This window comes from Candidatus Diapherotrites archaeon, from assembly GCA_016205145.1.
GTDB lineage: Archaea > Iainarchaeota > Iainarchaeia > Iainarchaeales > JACQJH01 > JACQJH01.
This window is the reverse complement of sequence record JACQJH010000001.1, coordinates 270,903-290,758: the sequence shown is the minus strand read 5'-3', so window position 1 is coordinate 290,758 and position 19,856 is coordinate 270,903. Positions and strand designations below refer to the sequence as shown.

Below are 19,856 nucleotides of genomic sequence, written 5' to 3'. Positions count from 1 at the left end.
CGTTAAAATCGTGAAAGGGATTGCATTTGGGGCTCAAGGACATCTATTACGCGTGGGAAGACAAATATTACAGGTTCCTCGACAAGCTCGACCAGAGCATCCCAGTCTACAAAATCGTCGAACCAATTGACAGGATAATGCCGTCATTCGTGCTGTTCCTCATACTCGTGCTATTGCTCATTCTCGGCACAGCGGGCTTTGCGTGGACTCTCATCAATTCGGACAACGCGCAACTCACTGTGCTGGTGCTTGATGAAAGCAGGCGGCCCGTCGAAAATGCATACGTAACATTAGGCTTCGAAGGCACCACGAACCCGTTCAGGACGGATGCAGGCGGCAGGATTCCAAGCCAAAAATTCAAGCTCAACAGCGAAGTCGAACTTGGCGTGTCGGTGCAGGGCTACAAGCTTGTGAGCCAGGCAATAATTGTGGACCGCCTTGACACCCTGGCAACAGTGGAACTTGAAAAGGAATCGCCGGGAGCAACGCGCACCACAAAACGCACGATTCTCATCAAGGACGCGACAGGCAACAGGATAACCGAAGCCGTAAGCATAAGCTTTGAATGCACGAACCCGGATGCGATTCCGCCGGACAGCATCACTGTCGTGAACGGCTCGGCTGAAGTCCAGGAGCCAAGCGACTGCGGCGAACTGCTTGCGACAGCCGAATCATACAGCTTCGAGCCCCAGCACGGCGTGCCGTTAAGCAAAATCACAAACACCATACTGTTGCAGGAAAAGGAAATCTCAGGCGGACAGGGCACGATTGACGTCGAACTCCTGAACAGCCAGGGCAATTTCATCAGCAGCACGGTCGAAGTCAGCATTTTCACGGATGACGGGTATGACGGCGTGCCCGTTGACACAAAAGACGCAATCGGCGGCACAGCGTCGTTCGACGTTTCCCCGGGAACATACTTTGCAAGAACCTCTTCGACGGCAAACTATGCTTCAAAAACATCGCAAAGCGTTTCAGTGCAGGCAAACGGAAGGGAAACCATAACGATAACACTGCAGTCCGGCGGAGGGGGCGGTGGAACGCTAAGCGGACTGCACACCATCAGGATAAAAACGGTCGACAAGGACAACGGTTCCGGCATAAGCGGCGCAATAGCAACGCTCTTCAGGGACGGGCGGGAAATCGAGACAAAGACAACCTCAAGCACTGATTTCAACGCAGTCTTCAGCGTGGAAGAGGACACGCCATACGATATGACAATAGACCATGCAGGATACTGTCCCCAAAGGCTCTCCGGAATAGTGCCGAACAACACTTTGCGCATAGTCGAAATGGAAAGATTCATTCCGGGCAACAGCAGCTGCGGCGCCCAATTGCAGGTGCAGGTTTTAAGCGACGAGGGCAAAAAGATCAGGAACGCGACGGTAAAGCTGTACACTGAAGAGGGCTTCAGCCTCGGATACGCGCAAAAAACAACCGATGTCAACGGCATAGCCGAATTCATCGCGCCCACAGGAACATACAAGGCATTCGCATTCAAAGGCTCCACAGCAGGCTGGAGCGACCCGGTCAAGTTCGTGCAGAACGCGTACGAAAAGCAGAGGCTTGTCGTAACCTTGCAGATCCCGGACGGCACAATCGAAGTGCACGTGAAAGACAAGGACGGCCAGCCCATACAATTTGCGGACGTCACATTCTACGACCCGGTTTTCAGGGAAGTGGTCGGAGGAGGCTCAAGGCCGGTTGAAAGCCCCGACGGAATACTGACATACACCACAAAGGCGGACAAAAGCGTTTACGCCGTAGTCTCAAAGGAAGGCTATGGCAGTTACACGACAATAGTGTACGACATACAGCCCAACTCCGCGACAGTCATAGACGCAACGCTTGAGCCGGAAGAAATCAGCGGCGACGTCCAGATAGAGCTTGCCGGCCTCTACAAGGGCGCAGACCTTGCAACGGTTCTCACGGAAGGCGAAGAGTATACGGCAAAATTCAAACTGCACATTCCAAGGCAGGACAACACAAGGAATTACAGGCGCGTGGGCGTGCACGTCAGGACGGGAAACACGAACAGGATTGAAACCGACCAGTTGCTCATAAAAAAACTGAACCTGCCGGCAAACCCCGCAGTCATCAAATCGGTGTCATACAATCCGCCCGACAATTATGCGCAGGACAGCCAGATACAGGAAACGCTTGACGAGGCAAAATGGTTCAACGCTGAATGGCAGTCATTCCAGTCAGGCATAATAGAGTTCACGGCCGACATCAAAGTCAAGAAAACCGCAGGCGTTTCAGACGAACTCAACATATTCTACCGCGCCTGGGCAATAACGCAGGACAACCGGTGGAAGAGAGATCCCCTTGACACCGGGCTCGGCGAAAGTGAAAATGCGGGGGGCAAGCAAGGCCTTTACGCCAACGCAAAAACGGAAACGCGCCAGGTCGGAACCGAAACGCTTTGCAACGACAGGTTCTGCTTCTCCGGCAGCATACTTGACAGGAAAGAGGACATTCTGACCACAGTCAACAATGACTTCACTGCCAAAATATTCAACCCGTACGTGTTCAACTTCACCATACAGAATAATTCCGGGAACGACGTCGACACTTTCCCGCAGGCCACAATGAAAATCCAGAACCCGGAAGAAAAAATGGATTTGGGCGCTTACACGGTCTATGGCAGCCAGAACGGAAAAAAATCAGGCGACGTGAACGCGTTTGAAACCGCCTGGATAAACGTGCAGGACTTCAAGCCGGGCGACGCGATAAGCACAACGCTAAACTTCTCGCCTCAGGCTCCGGGCAGCCAGACAATCAAAATACTATTGAGAAGCGGGCAGAGGATAAGGTACGAAAAGAACATTTCAATAACAGTCGACCCCGCAAAAGAGTTTGACGTGCAAATCAGGCCCGATTTGCTCGCATCAGGCGTGCAGAACGAGATAACCGTGTCAGTCAAGGACAAGAACACGAAACTCGAAGTCGAAAATGCGGCAGTCAAAATAAAGGACAGGTTCAACTCGACATTGCTGCAGGCAGACACGACAGTCAAGGGAATAGCGCAGATACAACTGCCAAGCCAGATGCCGGGGGAAAAGCTCAAGCTGTTCGTCGAAAAAGAGGAATACAAGACGTTTGAAACCGCGCTCAACGTGAACGACAAAATCGCGGAATTGTCGCCCGACACGCTCGGCCTTACGCTCAATGCGCAGACAAGGCCGGACAACACGGCAGTCTTCGACATAACAAACAGGACCGAGTTCAACCTCAAAGTCAGGCAATTCGAACTGCAAGGCGACTTGCGCGGCTACATCAGCGAAGACCAGGTCTCGCAATGGCTTGAAACATTCAAAGGCGAAACAATCAAGGCAAACGACAAGTCAAGCTTCACTTTAAGGGCAAACCTCTCCGACCTCGGCAGAAGGGTTTCACAGGCGACAAACCTGTCCGGAACTCTTATTGCGACGCTTGAAGGGCTTGATGAAGAATGGAGTTTCGAATTGCCCGTCAAGATTTCCATCGGCGTGGGGGGAGAAGCCGACACTCCGACCTGCTTCACGATAAGCAAAAAGGAATGGAAAACCTCGACAGAAGGCTCGCCAGTGCAGGTTTCCGTGACATTGCAGAACAACTGCACAGTCGCCTCGACACCCATCCCATTGGAACAGATTCAGGCGAAAATCGACTGGCAGAGCAACAGCATCGGAACATTCGAGTTGAGAAGCGAACAGTTCACAAAGGAACTGAGGGACGGCTATTACAGGACAATCCTTGCAAGAATGGAACCGGAGGAAAGCCAGACCCTCACACTGGTGTTCACGCCTGACGCGGGAACAAGCGGAAGCGCAAAAGCGACGATCGAATTCCAGGCAGGCAACAAAACCGACAGCGGGAGCCAGACGCTCAACGACAAGATGACGGTTGAAATCGCGGCAGTCAATTTCAAGGACTGCGTCCGCATAGACAAGGGCATAGTCAACATGAAAAAAGGCGAAAGCGGGGAATTCAACATTGAAACGCTTGGCTGCGGCCAGGCAACGCAGTTCAAACTCCAGTCAAAGCTCAATTTAAGCGAAAGCAATTTCCAGCTCGGGGAAAAGGAAACCAAGGCAATCCAGATTCTCGCGGAAAACAACAATCCCGGACAGTACCCGGTATTTGTGAACGCGACTCCCTTCGGCCAGACCGAGGAAAGGCTGTTGAAAATGGTCAGGGCGCGCATCGCGCCGGACGGCTGCTTTGAATTGAGCAAATACGAGTTCGACGTCTACGACGACCCCACAAACCAGTTCGACGGTTATGACACGGCACAGCTCTTGAACAAGTGCTCGGAAAAAAAAGTCGAAATCACTTCGCGCACAAAAGACTTCGGAAAAGCCCTCATGGAAGGCCTCAAAACCGGCCTGCTCATGATGGCATTGGGCGCGATAGGACAATACTACGGGGCGAGCAAAAAAGAAATAAAGCCGCTGACGCAACAGGAAATGCAGGCCGTGGTTACTGCAACAGGCGTCATATATATTGATCCGAACGACCCGGCAACGGGTTATCCGAGAATACGGGCTGCTGCAGAACTCACGCCGCAGCAGGGCACGGCCATAACGCAGATACAAAAGGACAAGATAAGCTGGCGCGGCGGAAACGTCAGCATAAGCTCGGGCAGAGGATTCTCAGCCGACAAGGAGTGGCCGGACTGGAAAATAGACAGCGTTGCGGGACCAAACCAGAACGGCCAGTACTCTATAGTCATTTCAAAGGACAGGCAAAGCAAATTTGAAAACATAGACGAAGTCAAAGTCGACGAAATAACACTTACCGTGCCGATGACAGCCATAATCAATAAAAAGGCGCAGGAAATAATCAAAACAGTCAAGATTGCAGGCGAAATAAAAAGCCTTAAAGCGCCGGAAGGATTCAAAATCAGGCTGTTAAGCGAGCCGCCTTTCAAGCCCAACGACGAAATAAAGTTTGTCGCAGAGTATAACGAAACAATCCACGGTGCAGACCGCGAAATAGAATGGTTGCGCAACGGCGAAGTCGTGCCAATCACCACACGGAACGGGGAAACATATACTGGGACAGCCCCGAAACCTGGAGACTATATGATACAGGCAAGACTCAAGGCGACAGATACGCAAGGCGAAGTGGTTTCGAACACGATTATAGTCCACGTCATCGACCCCGACCAGCTCGGCGAAGCAAGAATACTCAGTCCGAATGGACGCCCACTTGAACTCCTTACAAGCAATAAAACCAATGAGATAAATGTCAGCAAGGCCGGGGAAATCACATTTATAGGCGAAATCGACAACCCCGATAAAGTAACCGAATACGACTGGGACAGCGGCAGCCTAAAATCCACGACTGACTGGACTGTTACAAAGGAAAACGACATCCCGGCATTTACAATAAAAGTATTTGACATCAAAAAACTGCCCAATGAATTCCAGCTCAAATTCATTGCCAGAAACAAGGCATTGAACCTGGAAAGCACGGCAGAGGCAAAAATAAAATTTATAATGAGTGAAAGTAAAGCTGAAGGCGGAAGCGGCTTTGAAATAATCAGTGGCGGACAAACAATAAACAATACCCACACAATAGAATTGCAGGTCGGACAAACAAAGGCGCTGCAGGCGGAAAACTGCGAAAGCATTGCTTGGAGAACACAAGAGGCATCCATTGCAGAGGTTTCCCCGACAAGCGGAAAGACAACAACCATAACCGCAATAGCAATCGGGGACACGACAATAACCGCAAATTGCAACGGAAACATAATAACACTAAAAGTCAAAGTTATTGCCGGACAGACACAAGAACCAGGCGCAGGAACCGGAATGAAAGAAATAACTGTAACAGCACAACCCAACGGCAACGCGGCCACTGTGTCATGGACACTAGTCGAGGGTGCAAGCAGATATGTCATAAAAGAGGAATATCATTCACTTGCAGACAGGTCATTGGGGTCAACCGTTGATGCAACAGTGTTTGATGAATTGAGTCCTGGAAACTACCGCTTCCTCGTCCAAGCAGCCGATAGCAGCGGAAAAATTATAGGCCAGGGGGAATCTGAGGAAATATCAATCAGTAGCGGGCAGGCCCCTGCAGCGACAAAACCAAAAAAAGTTGCAGGAATAACGGTTGATGAAGGAGATGCAAAAATAACGTTGACTTGGGAAGCTGTTGCCGGCGCGACAGGATACAAAATTTATTTCGGATTTACCGCGGAGCCAGATACCACGCCGTATGTGCTAGCAGAAACAGTCCAAATTGCGGAATTTTTACACCAAGGGTTGGCAAACGCGAAAACTTATTTCTATTATATTGTTGCATTCAACACATCCGGCGACGGGCCTCGGTCGACAGTTGTAACTGGAACACCAAAACCCGCTCCCGGTGCGGAAGGAACCGGCACGGTTGATTTGAGCAAAACTTTTGTCGGATGGTCCGGAACACAGGAACCGGTGCCCAACCAACCGGGCAAAACCAAAGACGTTGATTCTTTTTTGGCCACAAACTGGTACAAATATGTCACATATAGGACATCTAATCAAACTGTTCTTGCCCGTTTTAGGATTACTGTGGACAATACCGTGCAATACAGCACTTCAAAAGAAAATTGGGGGGCTGGCGCGACAACACTTAATGACAGCCAGCCACACAGTGTGGGCAATATAACCGTGACGCCGGACACTGTCCGAGCCGCATTCTTGAAAAATGCTACCACTGGTTTGGTTGCTAAGACAGCAAGCAACAACTGCCCATACAGGTATACTTCACCCAATACAGGATTCTGTTTTGTCAGCTACAAATATTCCTACAAAGACACGAGCAAAAACTATGCCGAACGTTACACTATAAGGCACCGGGGCAGTACACAAGATACCGCGGTTTACAAGTCAAAAAGCCTTGAATCATCAGGAACCAACATCTTTGAAGTGACAGGGCTTGAAGCATTGAAAGTCAAATGCGATTCCGGCGACAGCGACGCGTGCACGCAATGGACTTCACAGTCGGCCAGCTTGTCAGAAGACATTTCGCATTCCTCCATCGCCGGCCTGGCGCAGGGCTCGGATGTTTCGCCTTCCACCGGCCTTGTGACCGCGCCTTTGACGGGGTACGATTTGTTTGGACAGCAGGGCACGCTGTTTGGCGGCGGGCCGCAGATGGGTTCGGGCCAATATCCAACTTTTGCAGAGAATCCGATGGGCTACATTTTGACCGGCGGCGGAGCGCTTGGCGGGCAGGGCGGACTGCCACAGCTCATGACAAGTGTTTTGATCGGCGCCGGTTCGGCCATTCTCGGCAAGCCCAATCCTTACAGCTACGGCATGTATGGCCTGATTTTCGGCACGTGGATGGCTTACAACAACCAGGATGACGTGAAGTTTACAATCATTGCCAAGGATGCGCTTGTCGGGGAAATCAAATTGCTGATGACGGGCGAAAAAATCGAGCCGGCCACCGGCGCGGGCACGGCAACTATTGCTGAAGAGGAAAGCAAGGACATCGTATTGCAGATTCTTGACACGAATTCAAGCATTCCAAGGCAGGATGATCCCCTGCTTGCGAACTATCTGCAGGATCTGGCGTTCATCAATTCAAAGGGAATAAAGCAGGCCGACCCGACAGTGCCGTTTTTCAGGCTGTTGAAGGTGCAGGCGAGAAGGCAGCAGTTTGAAACCGAAGGCTACAAGGGCAAAAGGGAGCCCGACCAGCCGAAAGCCAATGAAAAGAAGACAACAGAGGACAGGAACAAAATACTCGAAAAATTCCATTTGCAGTTCAATTCATTCGATCCCAAGGAATGCGGCCCGAACACTTTCCCCTGCCCGGCGGTAACTTTGAACAACTGCCAGCTTGGCGCAAGGATCGGCTCGACCGGAAAAGAGGCCCTGCCCGCAATCGGCCTTGCAAAGGGCATAGGCTGGAGCTGGAGCAGTGTCAAGGAAAACAGCTGCGATGCCTCGAACCCGGATGGAATCTACTGTGATGCAACGCAGTTCAGCATTGCATTGCTCAAGAAATTGCAGGATTTCAGGGACTTTGTCGAGGCCAACAGGCCGTTCGAATGCGCTTCACCCGAATCGGTTTCGTCCATAAGGGAACAGTCGTTGAGCGAAATTGACGCGGATGCGGGGATAACGAGGACCCAGGTCAGGAAGCTCGGCAACAACACCGGCGAGGTTGTCGTAACGGTCAGCAATTCGAATGCGCAGGCGGTTCAGGCGAAAGTGAAGACCACTGTCAAGGCGGCTGACGGCTCGGTTGTCAAGGAATGCGAGGAAGACGTTTCAGTGCAGACAAAGTCAAGCACAAGCTGCATAGTTGACGGCCTGAGGCAGGGCCAGTACCAGATTGACGCGAACGCCACAGTCGCATTGTGCGCCGACTGCAAGAACGCGGAAAAGGCAAACGACCATTTGAACAGCGACTTTGCATGGGGTTTCTCGGGATTGCAGGACTGCGGGGATTACAGCACAAAGAAGTTCTCCGATTACGTTGTTGCGACCGAGCTTGAACGGGGCAAACTGCCTGGTTCGGAGAAGGCGTTGAAGGACTTGAGGTTTGAGGCGAGCATAATGCGCGACGGTTTCACGCAGGACTTCCAGAAGGACTTCGACGAGTTCGCAAAGACAAAGTCGTTCTTTGCAACGCCAAGCTATTACACCGAAAACGACGGGCTTGGAGAGCTGTTCGGCGACACGAACAGGTTCAAATTCATTGTGCCCGGCCAGGCAATAGGCTTTGCCGAAGCAGGCAAATATTTGGTTGAAATGAACATCAAGTTCAACAACGAAAACTGGGACTTTTACAGGGACGGAAAGCCCGATGTTTTCATCGAAGTCAAGCTGACGAGAGAAGCCGCGCCGAACCCGGAGAGCCCGTTCTATTATCTGCCGTTTGACGGAAGAGTCGGATTGGACAGCGCGAATGGCAGGCAGGGCTATGGCGTCAACTTCAGGCAAGAATCGGAAAAGTCAATCAAAATCAATGCTGATTCCTCACAGCCGGTGTTTGCAACCAATTCGCCGACTTCATTGCCCGTGCCAAACGGCTGGATTTTGGCAAGCTTCAACAACGATTTCAGGACACTGAACCAGACGGAACGCGGAATAGTTCTGAGCGTTTCAACGCAAGGCGAAACAACAAAGCTGGATTACAGCCCGAGCTTTGCGACGCCGGTATTGTTGAGGGTTTCAAGCCCGGTTGCCGAATCTGCTTACGCTTTCTACGGAGTCGACATTGGCGGCACTCCGTTCGGAACCTCGACATACCTGTCGGAATGGACGGGCGTTGGGGGAGCATGCAGGGACTTTGACGACGCGCTTGCGGCGGAAAGGTTTTACAATGCCAGGGACAGGCAGGCCCTTGAGAAACAGTGCGCGCGCGTTCTCGGGGATGCGGTTTCCACTTCTTACGGCTTTGAATGGTGCTCGCCCAAGAGAGCTTCGACCAGCGTCGGCTTGAGCACTGTCATTTTCACGCCGCAAAACGTTTCGTCAAGGATTTACATCACTTCGGCTTCGCAGAGCGCCAGCCTTTCAACCGCGGACGAGGCGGGAGACAAGGTCGCATTGGTCGGAGTTTCCGGCATGGCGAACAATTCGCCGGGCAGCGGCATAAACACTTTGCAGGACGTTTTCAATCTTGTCAACGACGGCGCATTGTGTGTTGATGGCTCTTCTTCAAGGGCTTTCAGCGCGTTCTTCTGGAACCCCAAGCCCATACTTGAAAACATGCAGGGCCAGATGAATGCCGCGGAAGCCGCGTGCACGCAGACCGAACCCAAGACCGGGCCAAGGGAACTGCCATAATAGGGAACTCTGCCACTCGCACGCCCCGGAAACATTTAATTCTGCAATAGTTTACTCGGCGTATTGCCGTAGCAATACGCCTTAGTTTCGGCACACGCGATCGAAAGCGCGTGCGAGAAAACTTTTATAGCCGAATGCCCATTATATGAAAAGGCTGTTCTACATGGGCTTGCTTGGAAAACTGAAAGAACTCTATTATTCGGCGGAAGACAGGTATTATTCCCTGCTTGACGCATTGCAGGCGAAGGGCGCGCCTGTTTACGGCGTTGTTGACGCGGTCGACAGGGTTGTGCCGTCGTTTGCATTGCTGCTGGCAATGGTTTTGCTTGTTCTAGTGTTCGGCGCGGCCATTTTTTTGCAGCAGGCAATGCCAAATCAGGGCGTTCACGCGGATTTTGCGGTTGTTGACCTGACCGGACAGGGCCTGTCAAGTGTGAAAATCAATTTCATTGTTGGAAGCGCTGCCGGCGAAGCTGTTTCCGGCGCAGATGGCAGGTTTTCAGTGGCGGCAGGAAATGCTGACAGCATTGAAATTGCCGTGAGGGAACAGCTTGTGAACGGCAAAACCGTTTCAGGTTTCGCCGGCACGTTTGCGGTTCAGGCCGGCGTGGAACAGAAAATCGTCCTGCAATATGCCGGCGTGGAAGTTCCAACTAAGACGATAATTTTCAAGGCCCCAAGCGGCGAGCGCGTTGCAAGAAAGGGCACAAGCGTCAGGCTTTCATGCAGGCAGGGCACTCTGCCCATAGAAGTTTTGGCGGACGACGACGGCGACGGAAAAATAATCGTTGAAAACGTTTCAGAGTGCATCGGTCTCTCCGCGACTGTGCTTGCGTCCGGCTTTGGCGAGGAAACATTCCAATTGCCCCAGCCCGTCAACACTCTCACCTTGACACCAGAGCTCTTGTCCGGCGGCGTGAGCGGGGCGGGCGCGGTTTGCGGTGACGGCGTATGCCAGAACAGCGAGGACGCAAACGCGTGCGCAAATGACTGCGAGGGAAAAATCCGCGAAACCGGGGCGGACTTGGCGATTGCGGGAAAAATCCGGGTGACGATAGCGGATGAAAAGCAAGGCATTGTCACGTCAACGAATTTTTCGGTGCGGCTAAATGATTTCGAAGGCGGGCTGGTCGCGGAAAAAAACACGGAATATTATGGACAGGCAGTCTTCAAGGGCCTCCTGCCGGGCAGGTATTCTGTTGTTGTTTCGGATGCGAACGGCGCGTATTCCGGCTATTCTCAGCAGGGCATTGAAGTCCTGCCAGCACAGGAAACGGCCGTGAATGCGGTTGTTTCAAGGAACGTGCGCGCCAGACTCGTTGTTTCAGCAATTGAAAAAGGTTCGGGCGGCAGGATTGGAAATGCAGTTGTTTCCGTGCGCAATGCAAACGGCGCTGAAATAGGCACGGGAAAAACCGGCACAGGCGGCGAAGACGCAATCGTTTCATTCTTCGACCCGCAGGCAAACCTGGCAATCGTGGTTTCGCAGGACGACTATTTTTACGGCACGGCAGGCATTGCCTCGCTCAGCGGCGAGCAGAACGTTTCAATCGAACTGGAAAAAGTCACGGAGGAAAACTCCGGAAAGGTGAGGGTGCAGGTTTTCGACGAGGACGATGTTGCGGTCGAAGGCGCGATTGCAAAGCTGTTGTTTGAAAACGGGAATCTCGCGCCGTATCCCGCGCGTTCAACCGACGCCAACGGCGTTGCATTGTGGGCGGGAGTGAAAGAGGAAACGCTTTACCCTTCGGCGTACAAGGCGCAGGCATACGCCGCGCCGAAAGGGATTGCCAAAAAAATCCTGAAAAAGGAGCTGAACGAATTCAGGGTAAGGCTGGTCATAGGCGATGCCGATGTTGAAATCGAGGCAACTGATGAACAAGGCGCGCCGCTCCAAAACTCGCAGGCCGAATTCTTCAACATGCTCGGAGAAAGCATTGCAAAATTTGATCTGCCAAACGGAAAGGCTTCGCAGAAAATAAGGGCGGGGCAGAAAGCCTTTGTGGTCATAACCTCGCCCGGCCATGTTTCTTTCACGACAATCCCGAAAACGCTTTTCGCAAACACCAAGGCGGAATTTTCCGGCGAACTGCCACTGCAAGGCGGCATTGCCGGACCAAAAATCGAATTCATTGGAATGCTTGACAATTACAGGCAAAGCAATGCAATGGAAGCAGGCCATTCGTACATTGCATTGTTTCGCCTGAGCGTTCCCGCAGGCGTTGAAGGCGCCGGCGTCCATTTCAGGGCAGGCGACCAGGCAGGAATTGCCGGCGAAAACCTTTTCGTAGGCGCAGTGGACATAGGAAACGCGGCAATTGAAAAGGGCGCAGCTTACAATCCTCCGGCGGGCACTGATGCGGAAAATCCCGTGCCGCAGACAGGCATGCCCGGAAAATGGGCGAACGCAAGGTTTGCACCGGACGGAAAAGAAATGGTGGCTGAAGCCGGCTTTGAAGTCGTGGTGAAAAGTTCCACGCCCGCGTTCTCGCCGCTGCCAATGCATTACAGGGCGTGGACTGCCAGCGGAGACTCTTACAGCAGGATGCCTGCCGACACCGAGTTGGGGGCCGCGCGTGAAACCGCGTCAAAAAAAGAGCTGTACGCGAAAACGTTTGACTTGAGCGATTTCCAGGAAGGTGTGCTGGTCCGCTGTGATTCCGATTTCTGCTATGCCGGCGAAAAAGTCTTGGACCTCCGCGAAAACCTTTTCCTCGATCCGCCGTACGACATCATTGTTTTCGCGCCATACGAGGTTTCGTTCATAATCAGGAACAACTCGGATGCGGAGTTTGCACAGCCCGCGCTTTCAATTTCAAGCGTTGATTCCAGGAACGCGGAGGACAACGGCATTGCAATCGAAGGCTATTCTGTTCTTGACACGCAGTCAAACATTGTCGAAAATGCGAACTTCAACGCATCCAAAATAAGTGCAATCCCCCTGCCAAACTTTTCAAAGGGAAAAAGCGTGCTCGTGAAATTGCGGATACGCGGCAGCAAGGTGCAGGCGAACTCGCTTGAAACAAAAATCTTTTCCGCGGGACAGACACTGTTCAGGGAAAAAATCGGCTTCCGGACAAGGAAAAACGAGTCGCTTGTCCTGTCAGCCGAACCTGACAAATTGCACGCATTCGAGGAAAAAGACATTCTTGTGACGGTGAAAGACCGCCAGGGGAAGCTGCTGGAGAACGTGCTGTTGAAGGCGAGGAAAAGGCTTGCCGACGGAACCGAAACAATGCTTTCATGCATTTCAGGCAACAACTGCCTGAGCGATGGCCAGGGAAAAGCCGTGTTCCATCTGCCGGCAAGCTCGCCATCGACGCAAATTGTTTTCGAAGCCGAAAAAATCGGCTACTGGCAGGACGCGCAATTGAAGCTCGTGGTTTCGGATGAAATAATCGCATTCGAGCCTGAAAGCCTCGCGTCAGGCGTGAACTCGCGGAACAGGACGGAGGAAATAATACAGGAAACCCTGACCATGAAAAATTTTTCCGGCGCCGAACTGGGGCTTGCTGAGGCAGGCCTGTCCGGAAAAAATTCCAGGTTCTTTGCACTGCTCGACTACACTTCAATGCTTTCGTTCCTGCGCGCTAAAACCGGCGTGGACTCCGGCAATGGCCTGAAACTTGCGGGCCTCGAGGAAAAAGAGGTTTCAGGCATAATCAAAACCAAAATCATTTCACCTCTGCTCATCGCCAAAAACGAGAGCGTGGACGGCCAGGCGCTTTTCACTTTCGAGAACGCGGCGTTCGCAAAAACCTATGACGTGCAACTGCCGCTGAAAGTTGCGATTTCCCTCGGCGACGTTCCCGCAACGCCATGCGTTTCAATCGACAACCCCGACTGGGTTGACTTCACGGACAACGGGAAAACCGACGGGCACATCTCCAGCATAACCAACAACTGCGAAATCGACGGCACGCCGATTGCCCTGGACGGATTGAAGTTTTCGTACCAGCCCAACAGCGGCGGCCATCTCGGCGACGTTTCACTTTCATTGAAGGACGGCACGGGAAGGGAAATCGGATTGTACGCATTGCCGCCGAACGTGCCCATCGGCGTGCTTGAAAAAATTCCGGCCGGGCAAAGCGTTTCCGCAAGCCTTGTCTTCACTTCAAAGCTCGGCGCGGAAAACAATGATGCGGGATTCGACATTCAGGTTAACGGCCTGCTAAAATCCGAGCACGGCTTCGACGAAACCCAGGCAACAAGGGATTTCAGCGGAAGAATCAGCCTTGTCAACCTTTCAACTTGCATCAGCTATTCTCCGGAAAACGGCAGGCGCGAACTCGCCGACAATCCAGGCACGCCATTCTTCGATCCCACCGGCGAAATCACGGTTTCAATTGAAAACTGCCCGAACATAAGCCAGCCGGTGCGGATAAGGCTGTGCTACCAGGACGGAAGATGCTCAGGCGGAACCGAAGGCGGCCTGAGCCTGTCAGAAAAAGACTTCGAACTGGTGCCGGGCCCGAACACAAATCACAAGACAATAAAGGTCGACGGCGACCGCGACATAGCCGGGGTTTACGGCATAAACGTTTACGGAAATTTCGCTTCAAGGGCGCCCAAAAAACTGCGCAAGGACGATATCCTTGTATTCAACCCGGCGCACTGGGAAAACGGCAGGCCTTGGGCGGGCATGGGCTACTTTTCAATGGACCGGTACGACCTGAAAGTTTTCCCCGGCAGCGAGGACAAGACAGCGCTGTACAACAACGCGTACATCGAACAGGTCAAGGTGCGCGCTGACGGCTGCGTGTGGAAGGATTTGCAGAACACTGACAGGGCAAAGTTCAGGAGCTATGTTAAAACCGCCGCCCTGATTGCGACAAGCATCCAGGTAAGCGTTACTGTAACCGCCTTGCTTTCCATCGGACTCGGCGTTTCAATCGGGGGAGTGACGGCCGCGCTTGCAGGCGGGACAACCGCGGCAACGATTGGAACATCGTTCGCGATAAACATTGCAATCGGAGTCATCGCATACTTTGCGGTCATGTTGTTGGCAGACCTGTTCTTTTCATGCCATGACGTTCATGCAGTGAACACGCTTCCGGCATTCGTCATAAACCTGGGCGGCTCGACCTCGCTGAAAGACCCTTCGCTGAAAGTGCCGCCCGACACATCAGACGACATGCTTTCTGTGAGCGGTTTCGATGGAAAAATAAAGCCGGAATGGAATTTCAGGGAAGGGCGGGATGGATTATTCGAAACCCAGGAAATAGACTTTTCAAACCAAGGCTACGGGTCGGATTTGCCGGAATACGGCATCCTCACAGTCTCGGCGAATGAGCACGTGCACGGCGACTTCAGGCATGACAATGAAAACGGAAGCCATGGAACGGGCGATGACTCGTATGACATCGAATGCAGCAGCGGAACGCTCGCCGAATACAACATAGGCGATTCGCCCGAACAGGGAAGCTGCAATGGCATTTCAACGCGCACGTATTCGCAGAAATTCCACATCCGCGTGCAAACCAAGGAATTGCAGCAATGGCAGCCCGTTCAGTTAAGCAACAACGTGTTCGCATGCAACGCAAACGGAAGGACGGGCGAAGGGGCCTTGCCTAAAGTCAACCTCAACTGGAAGTGGACAACGGATGGAAGCGACAACATCAATGCGGAAAGCTGTGATGCAGACAATCCGGATGGCATTTACTGCGACGCAACGCAGTTCAGCATTGCATTGACGCAGAAAATGCAGTTCCTGCGCGAATTCTTCGACGCGAACCCGGTATTTTTTTGCCCGGTCAACCCCGAATACAAAGTAAGGCAGGGCGTGGCCGAGGAAAACACCCGCACTGCAAGCCAAAAGGACGTGCCTGCCGGAAAAATCGGCCTGCAGAGACTGCGCTACGACAAGGACGAAAACGACAATTTCAAATTCACGGTCGAGGTGTTCAACAGGACTTCGGAGGACAGGACAGTAAAAGTGCATTTCCGTTTGCGCGGAACCGAAGGAAACGCGGTGTCAGGGGACGAGGAAAAGGAGATCAGCGTTGCAAGGAACAGCTCAGCGGAACTCGGATTCGACGGGAACGCATTGGGAAAATCCGGGCACCCGTTCATTGCATACGCGTTGTTTGCACCCGGTTTCGTGAACGCACTGCCGGCAAGCGACGCAACGCATTACTCAACAGACAACCTGCAACTGCTGTTCTGGAATTTTTCCCCTCCTGCGGACGAGGAATGCTGGCTGAAGAACACGACATACGAAGTGATGCCCGGAGTTTCCGGAGTAGAGGCGTTCTTTGACCGCGACCTGGAAACATTCGGAGAACTCATAAACGCCGACCAGCAGGAACCCAACTGGACGGAGCACGTTCCCGACAAGGAAACCCTCAGGAAACTGCTCAGGCCAAGAGTCAACCTGATAAGGGACGGTTATTCGGACGATTTCCAGAAGGATTTCGCGGAATTCTACGCGCACAAGACATTCTACAACACGCCCAGCTATTTCGATTCCGATGGAACGGGAAAGTTTGCGGACTACTTTGCTGACACTGACAGGCTTGACTTCCAATACACTACAAGCTCCGACAAACTGCCCGATGCAGGCACGTATGACGCACAGGCCTGGATCGACTTCGGCGACGGCTGGAAATTCTTCGGCCCGGACGGAAAGCCCAAGGCAAAAATCCTTGTGAAATTCTATTACAAGGGCTATCCTGAACCGCAATCGACATTCTATTATCTGCCGTTCGACGGAAAGGTCGGGGTCGGCACAAGCAATGGCAGGCAGGGCTATGGCCTGAACTATTTGAACAGCGGCCAAGCCGTGAAAATCTCGACTGAAAACTCGCAGGACATAATCGAAACAAAGCCGATTGAAAACTCGGATGCAATGACATTGCTGAGGACAAAAATCGAGGCCGACCCGGCAAAAATCAACGGCCTTGCTGACACGCGCGGAGCACTGCTATCAGTCAGGCGCGCAACCGGGACTGACAAAGAGATGACATTCTCGCCGAATTATGCAACACCGGTTGTAATGAAAATGTCTTCCGACAAAACGGATGGAAGCAGGCTCTCGGCCTACTACCAGTTGTTCCAGGCCGGCCAGCCGAAAACCCTTGGCACGGTTTTCGCGTACTGGGCCGGAATGTCGAACTGCAAGGACTTCTCAGGCGACTTTGCTTCAAACGTTTTCTGGGACAGGCCCGACAGGAAAGGAAATTCCTCGGACCCGGTTCCGGGCGCCGAAAACGCTTACGCGGTCGACTGGCAGAGCGCGGAAAAGAAGGGAAACGTTTTCCTCAAAACCGTTGTCTTTACGCCCGCGAACTCGAACTATGTGCTGAAGGCGCTTTCTCCAGGAGACGGAACGCTTTCGTTCACGACAATGAACAGCGAAACCGGCACGACCGTGAACCTGAACGGCTTGGGCGGGATGAAGAAAAACAATCTCGCATCAAATGGCACGGTGCAGGAGCTCAACGACCTGTTCAGAATGGTCGGAGACCAGACTGTTTGCCTTTCGGATTCCGGCGACAAAAGCGTTTTCTACTGGAATGCGCTCAAACTGTTCGAGGAAAATGGTGCAGGCGGGAAAAGCGTCGAGGGCTTCGAGTCGGGGCTGTCAGCCGGGAATACGTGCATAAGCTGACTTTTTAATCAATGGAAATTATTTATAGTAGAAAAACCATAGGCAATATTATGCAACCGGATTTGGCATTGCTTTTGCTGGGCGAGCTCCTGTCGGACGCGAACTTCCTGCTGAAGATTTTCGCGCTCATGACGATCGTTTCGTTCATACTCAACCACCTCGGAAAAGGCCCGATGGCATTGCTCCTGATTGCAATCATTTCCTGGTTTGTGGTGTTCGATTACTGGCGGTTTTTCGGCGGAATATTCGTGCTATACCTCATGCTTACTTTCGGAATGACGCAGTTTTTGATAGACGTGTTCTGGGCGCTGCCGCAGAGCGGGGACCAGGCGCACGGCGGAATGCCGATGATGGGGCCGATGCGCCATGAAGGAGGCAGAAGATGAACGAAAAAGGAATCAACGCGCTCGTGCTGGTTTTCCTGTTCCTGCTGCTCATTGCCATTGCCGTGCCGACAATAATGTATTTTTTCACTCCGGCAAACATCGTTTTCAGGCTCATACTCGTGCTCGTCATCTTCACGACAGTGAGGAATTTCCTCGGCCCCGGCGTGCCGTCGCTCATAATTTCGGGGGTGCTGATATATTTCCTTGCAATAAAATGGGTTTACATCTTCTCATCGGTTTACGTGCTGTTCATTCTCTGGACTTTCGGGTTCTTCTCGGTCATACTCTGGGGAACGGTCAACGTGCGTTCGGTTCTCGGAGGGCAGCATTAAAACCGGATGCGGCACAATTATGGTAAGGCGGGAAAATGGCTGACTTTGTGACAAACCTCATTCAGGTGCTGACTCTCGTCTACCTTGTGTGGATTTTCCGCTGGGCGAGCGGCCAGCTTGGCAGCGCAAAACTCGCCATCATCTTTTCGCTTATCGTAGTTTACCTGACGTTTTTCCAGTTCCCGGAGCTGGTCTGGATTCCGGCAGTGATATTTTTGTTCGCGACGTTCGGAAAGGAATTGTTCGCTAAAATGGCGTGATGAAATGGCGGCGGCATTAAAAAAGTGATTTGAATGGATACGCTCGCGTTCATCATTGCCGTCCTGCTCATAATGCTTGCCATACAGTTCAACCAGCAGTGGATGATTCTTGGAGTTGTCGGCATACTCGTGGTTTCAATGCGTTCCATCGGGACAATACTGCTTGTCATCATCATGCTCGGCGCGTTCTTCCTTTTCCCGGACGTGAAGACATACGGCCCCATAATCCTTGTCAGCCTCATAATCATAGCGCTTGCCTTCGGTTCCGGGGACAAGCCCGGTGCGCCGCAAGGCTATCCAATGGACATGTTCGGTGACATGGGCGGCGGGGGCTACGGCGGACCCGGCGGGTATTGAATGAAATGGGCGACAATTTTCTGGACGCTCGTCTTCGGCTTCATTGCAATGCAGCTTAACGCACAAGTCTTCGGGTTCTGGCTGTTCGTCTTCGGAATAGTTGCGGCAATCCTCAAAATCACCATAGGCTTTTTCTCGTTCCTCCTGCACGGCACGGTCTCCGAAATGGAGAAAAGGAAAGCCGGAGCCGTCAAAACAGGTTTCGTTGACAGGTCGTTCAGGGAAATGGGCAAAAAAACGGGCGAGGGGTTGTTTGCGCCCTCGCACCACAAGTGGAAGTCGCCGAACCTCATTTCGCGCATGGGCCAGGGCGCAAAAAACGTGTCGGAAATGTTCTTCGAAATTTTCCGTTAGCCGGTTTCGTCCGGGCGCGTTTTCGACCGCGCGTGCCGAAACCAAGGCATTCTGCTTTCGCAGAATGCCGAGTAAGGTGTTTGCAAAGTCAGAAACAGTTAATCTTTTTCGCCGAGAATGCGCCTGTCGGTTTCAAGGATTTTCGCAAGCAAAGCCTTTGATGCCGTGGACAATGCTTTGAGGTCGTTGACCTGCGCCTCCAAAGCGGAGAGCCTTTCATTGATGTCGGCAAGGCGCTTCTCCAGATCGCGGTTCGACGGCCCTGATGCAATCGAAGCGATTTTGCCGTGGATGTCCTGCACGTTCTCGTGCATGGCCTCAAGCTTTTCGGAGTGGCTGTCAAGCCGGTTCTGCAGTTCGGCATCCTGCATTGCGTCTTCCTCAAGCCTGCGGTCCAAATGCTCTTTCACGCGCAACGCCGTCTTTTCGGCAATGTCAATGTCATTATCATCGTCCTCTGCCTGCCCTTGAACCTCGTCTCCGGCCCCGCCTTCAGCATCCCCCTCTTCCGCTTCGCTATCGCGTTCTTCACCCTGGCGTTCCCCGCCCCGGCCTTCGGCTGACTGCGCATCGCCTTCCCCTGCCTTTGCGGGCTTGGGCTTTTTGCCTGCATAGCTGTCCTCAAGCTCCAGAAGATATTCCTCGACTTCATTGTCGGAAATGCCGATGTCGCGCAAAGTCTTGGCGATGTCCGCATTGTCCAGGCCGGAATCGCGCATTCTCTTGATAGTTTCAAGGACAACCTGCTTGTTCACCATGCAAACCGCAACCAAAAA

At 52.5% G+C, this 19,856-nt stretch carries 8 protein-coding genes; 7 read left to right on the top strand and 1 reads right to left on the bottom strand.

The features are described 5' to 3' along the window. Positions 1-20: 20 nt before the first annotated feature. The 7 genes from HY394_01485 to HY394_01455 all read left to right on the top strand — a co-directional run bounded on the left by HY394_01485 (position 21) and on the right by HY394_01455 (position 19,080). Entirely contained in the window at positions 21-9,782 is a 9,762-nt protein-coding gene (locus HY394_01485) for a carboxypeptidase regulatory-like domain-containing protein (GenBank protein MBI4052687.1), read from the top strand. Between the two features lie 145 nt (positions 9,783-9,927). Beyond that, positions 9,928-17,391 (top strand): carboxypeptidase regulatory-like domain-containing protein, encoded by a 7,464-nt coding sequence (locus HY394_01480; GenBank protein MBI4052686.1) that lies wholly within the window; start codon positions 9,928-9,930, stop codon positions 17,389-17,391. Positions 17,392-17,441: 50 nt separating this feature from the next. Further along, entirely contained in the window at positions 17,442-17,777 is a 336-nt protein-coding gene (locus HY394_01475) for a hypothetical protein (GenBank protein MBI4052685.1), read from the top strand. Beyond that, positions 17,774-18,109, top strand: a complete 336-nt coding sequence (locus HY394_01470; GenBank protein ID MBI4052684.1) for a hypothetical protein — start codon at positions 17,774-17,776, stop codon at positions 18,107-18,109. The genes HY394_01475 and HY394_01470 overlap by 4 nt, the downstream gene beginning before the upstream one ends. A 35-nt stretch (positions 18,110-18,144) precedes the next feature. Further along, positions 18,145-18,369, top strand: a complete 225-nt coding sequence (locus HY394_01465) for a hypothetical protein (protein ID MBI4052683.1) — start codon at positions 18,145-18,147, stop codon at positions 18,367-18,369. Positions 18,370-18,402: 33 nt separating this feature from the next. Continuing rightward, on the top strand, positions 18,403-18,726 hold the full coding sequence (locus HY394_01460) for a hypothetical protein (protein MBI4052682.1): 324 nt from the start codon (positions 18,403-18,405) through the stop codon (positions 18,724-18,726). After that, positions 18,727-19,080, top strand: a complete 354-nt coding sequence (locus tag HY394_01455) for a hypothetical protein (protein MBI4052681.1) — start codon at positions 18,727-18,729, stop codon at positions 19,078-19,080. It abuts the gene before it with no gap. Positions 19,081-19,178: 98 nt separating this feature from the next. Here the strand turns inward: HY394_01455 and HY394_01450 are convergent, their stop codons facing one another. Then, complete coding sequence (locus HY394_01450; GenBank protein MBI4052680.1) at positions 19,179-19,838, bottom strand: hypothetical protein; 660 nt, start codon at positions 19,836-19,838, stop codon at positions 19,179-19,181. Positions 19,839-19,856 lie beyond the last annotated feature (18 nt).

Coding starts and splice junctions, on each gene's coding strand:
- HY394_01480 (MBI4052686.1), top strand. CDS start 9,928: ATGAAAAGGCTGTTCTACATGGGCTTGCTTGGAAAACTGAAAGAACTC.
- HY394_01475 (MBI4052685.1), top strand. CDS start 17,442: ATGCAACCGGATTTGGCATTGCTTTTGCTGGGCGAGCTCCTGTCGGAC.
- HY394_01470 (MBI4052684.1), top strand. CDS start 17,774: ATGAACGAAAAAGGAATCAACGCGCTCGTGCTGGTTTTCCTGTTCCTG.
- HY394_01465 (MBI4052683.1), top strand. CDS start 18,145: ATGGCTGACTTTGTGACAAACCTCATTCAGGTGCTGACTCTCGTCTAC.
- HY394_01460 (MBI4052682.1), top strand. CDS start 18,403: ATGGATACGCTCGCGTTCATCATTGCCGTCCTGCTCATAATGCTTGCC.
- HY394_01455 (MBI4052681.1), top strand. CDS start 18,727: ATGAAATGGGCGACAATTTTCTGGACGCTCGTCTTCGGCTTCATTGCA.
- HY394_01450 (MBI4052680.1), bottom strand. CDS start 19,838: ATGGTGAACAAGCAGGTTGTCCTTGAAACTATCAAGAGAATGCGCGAT.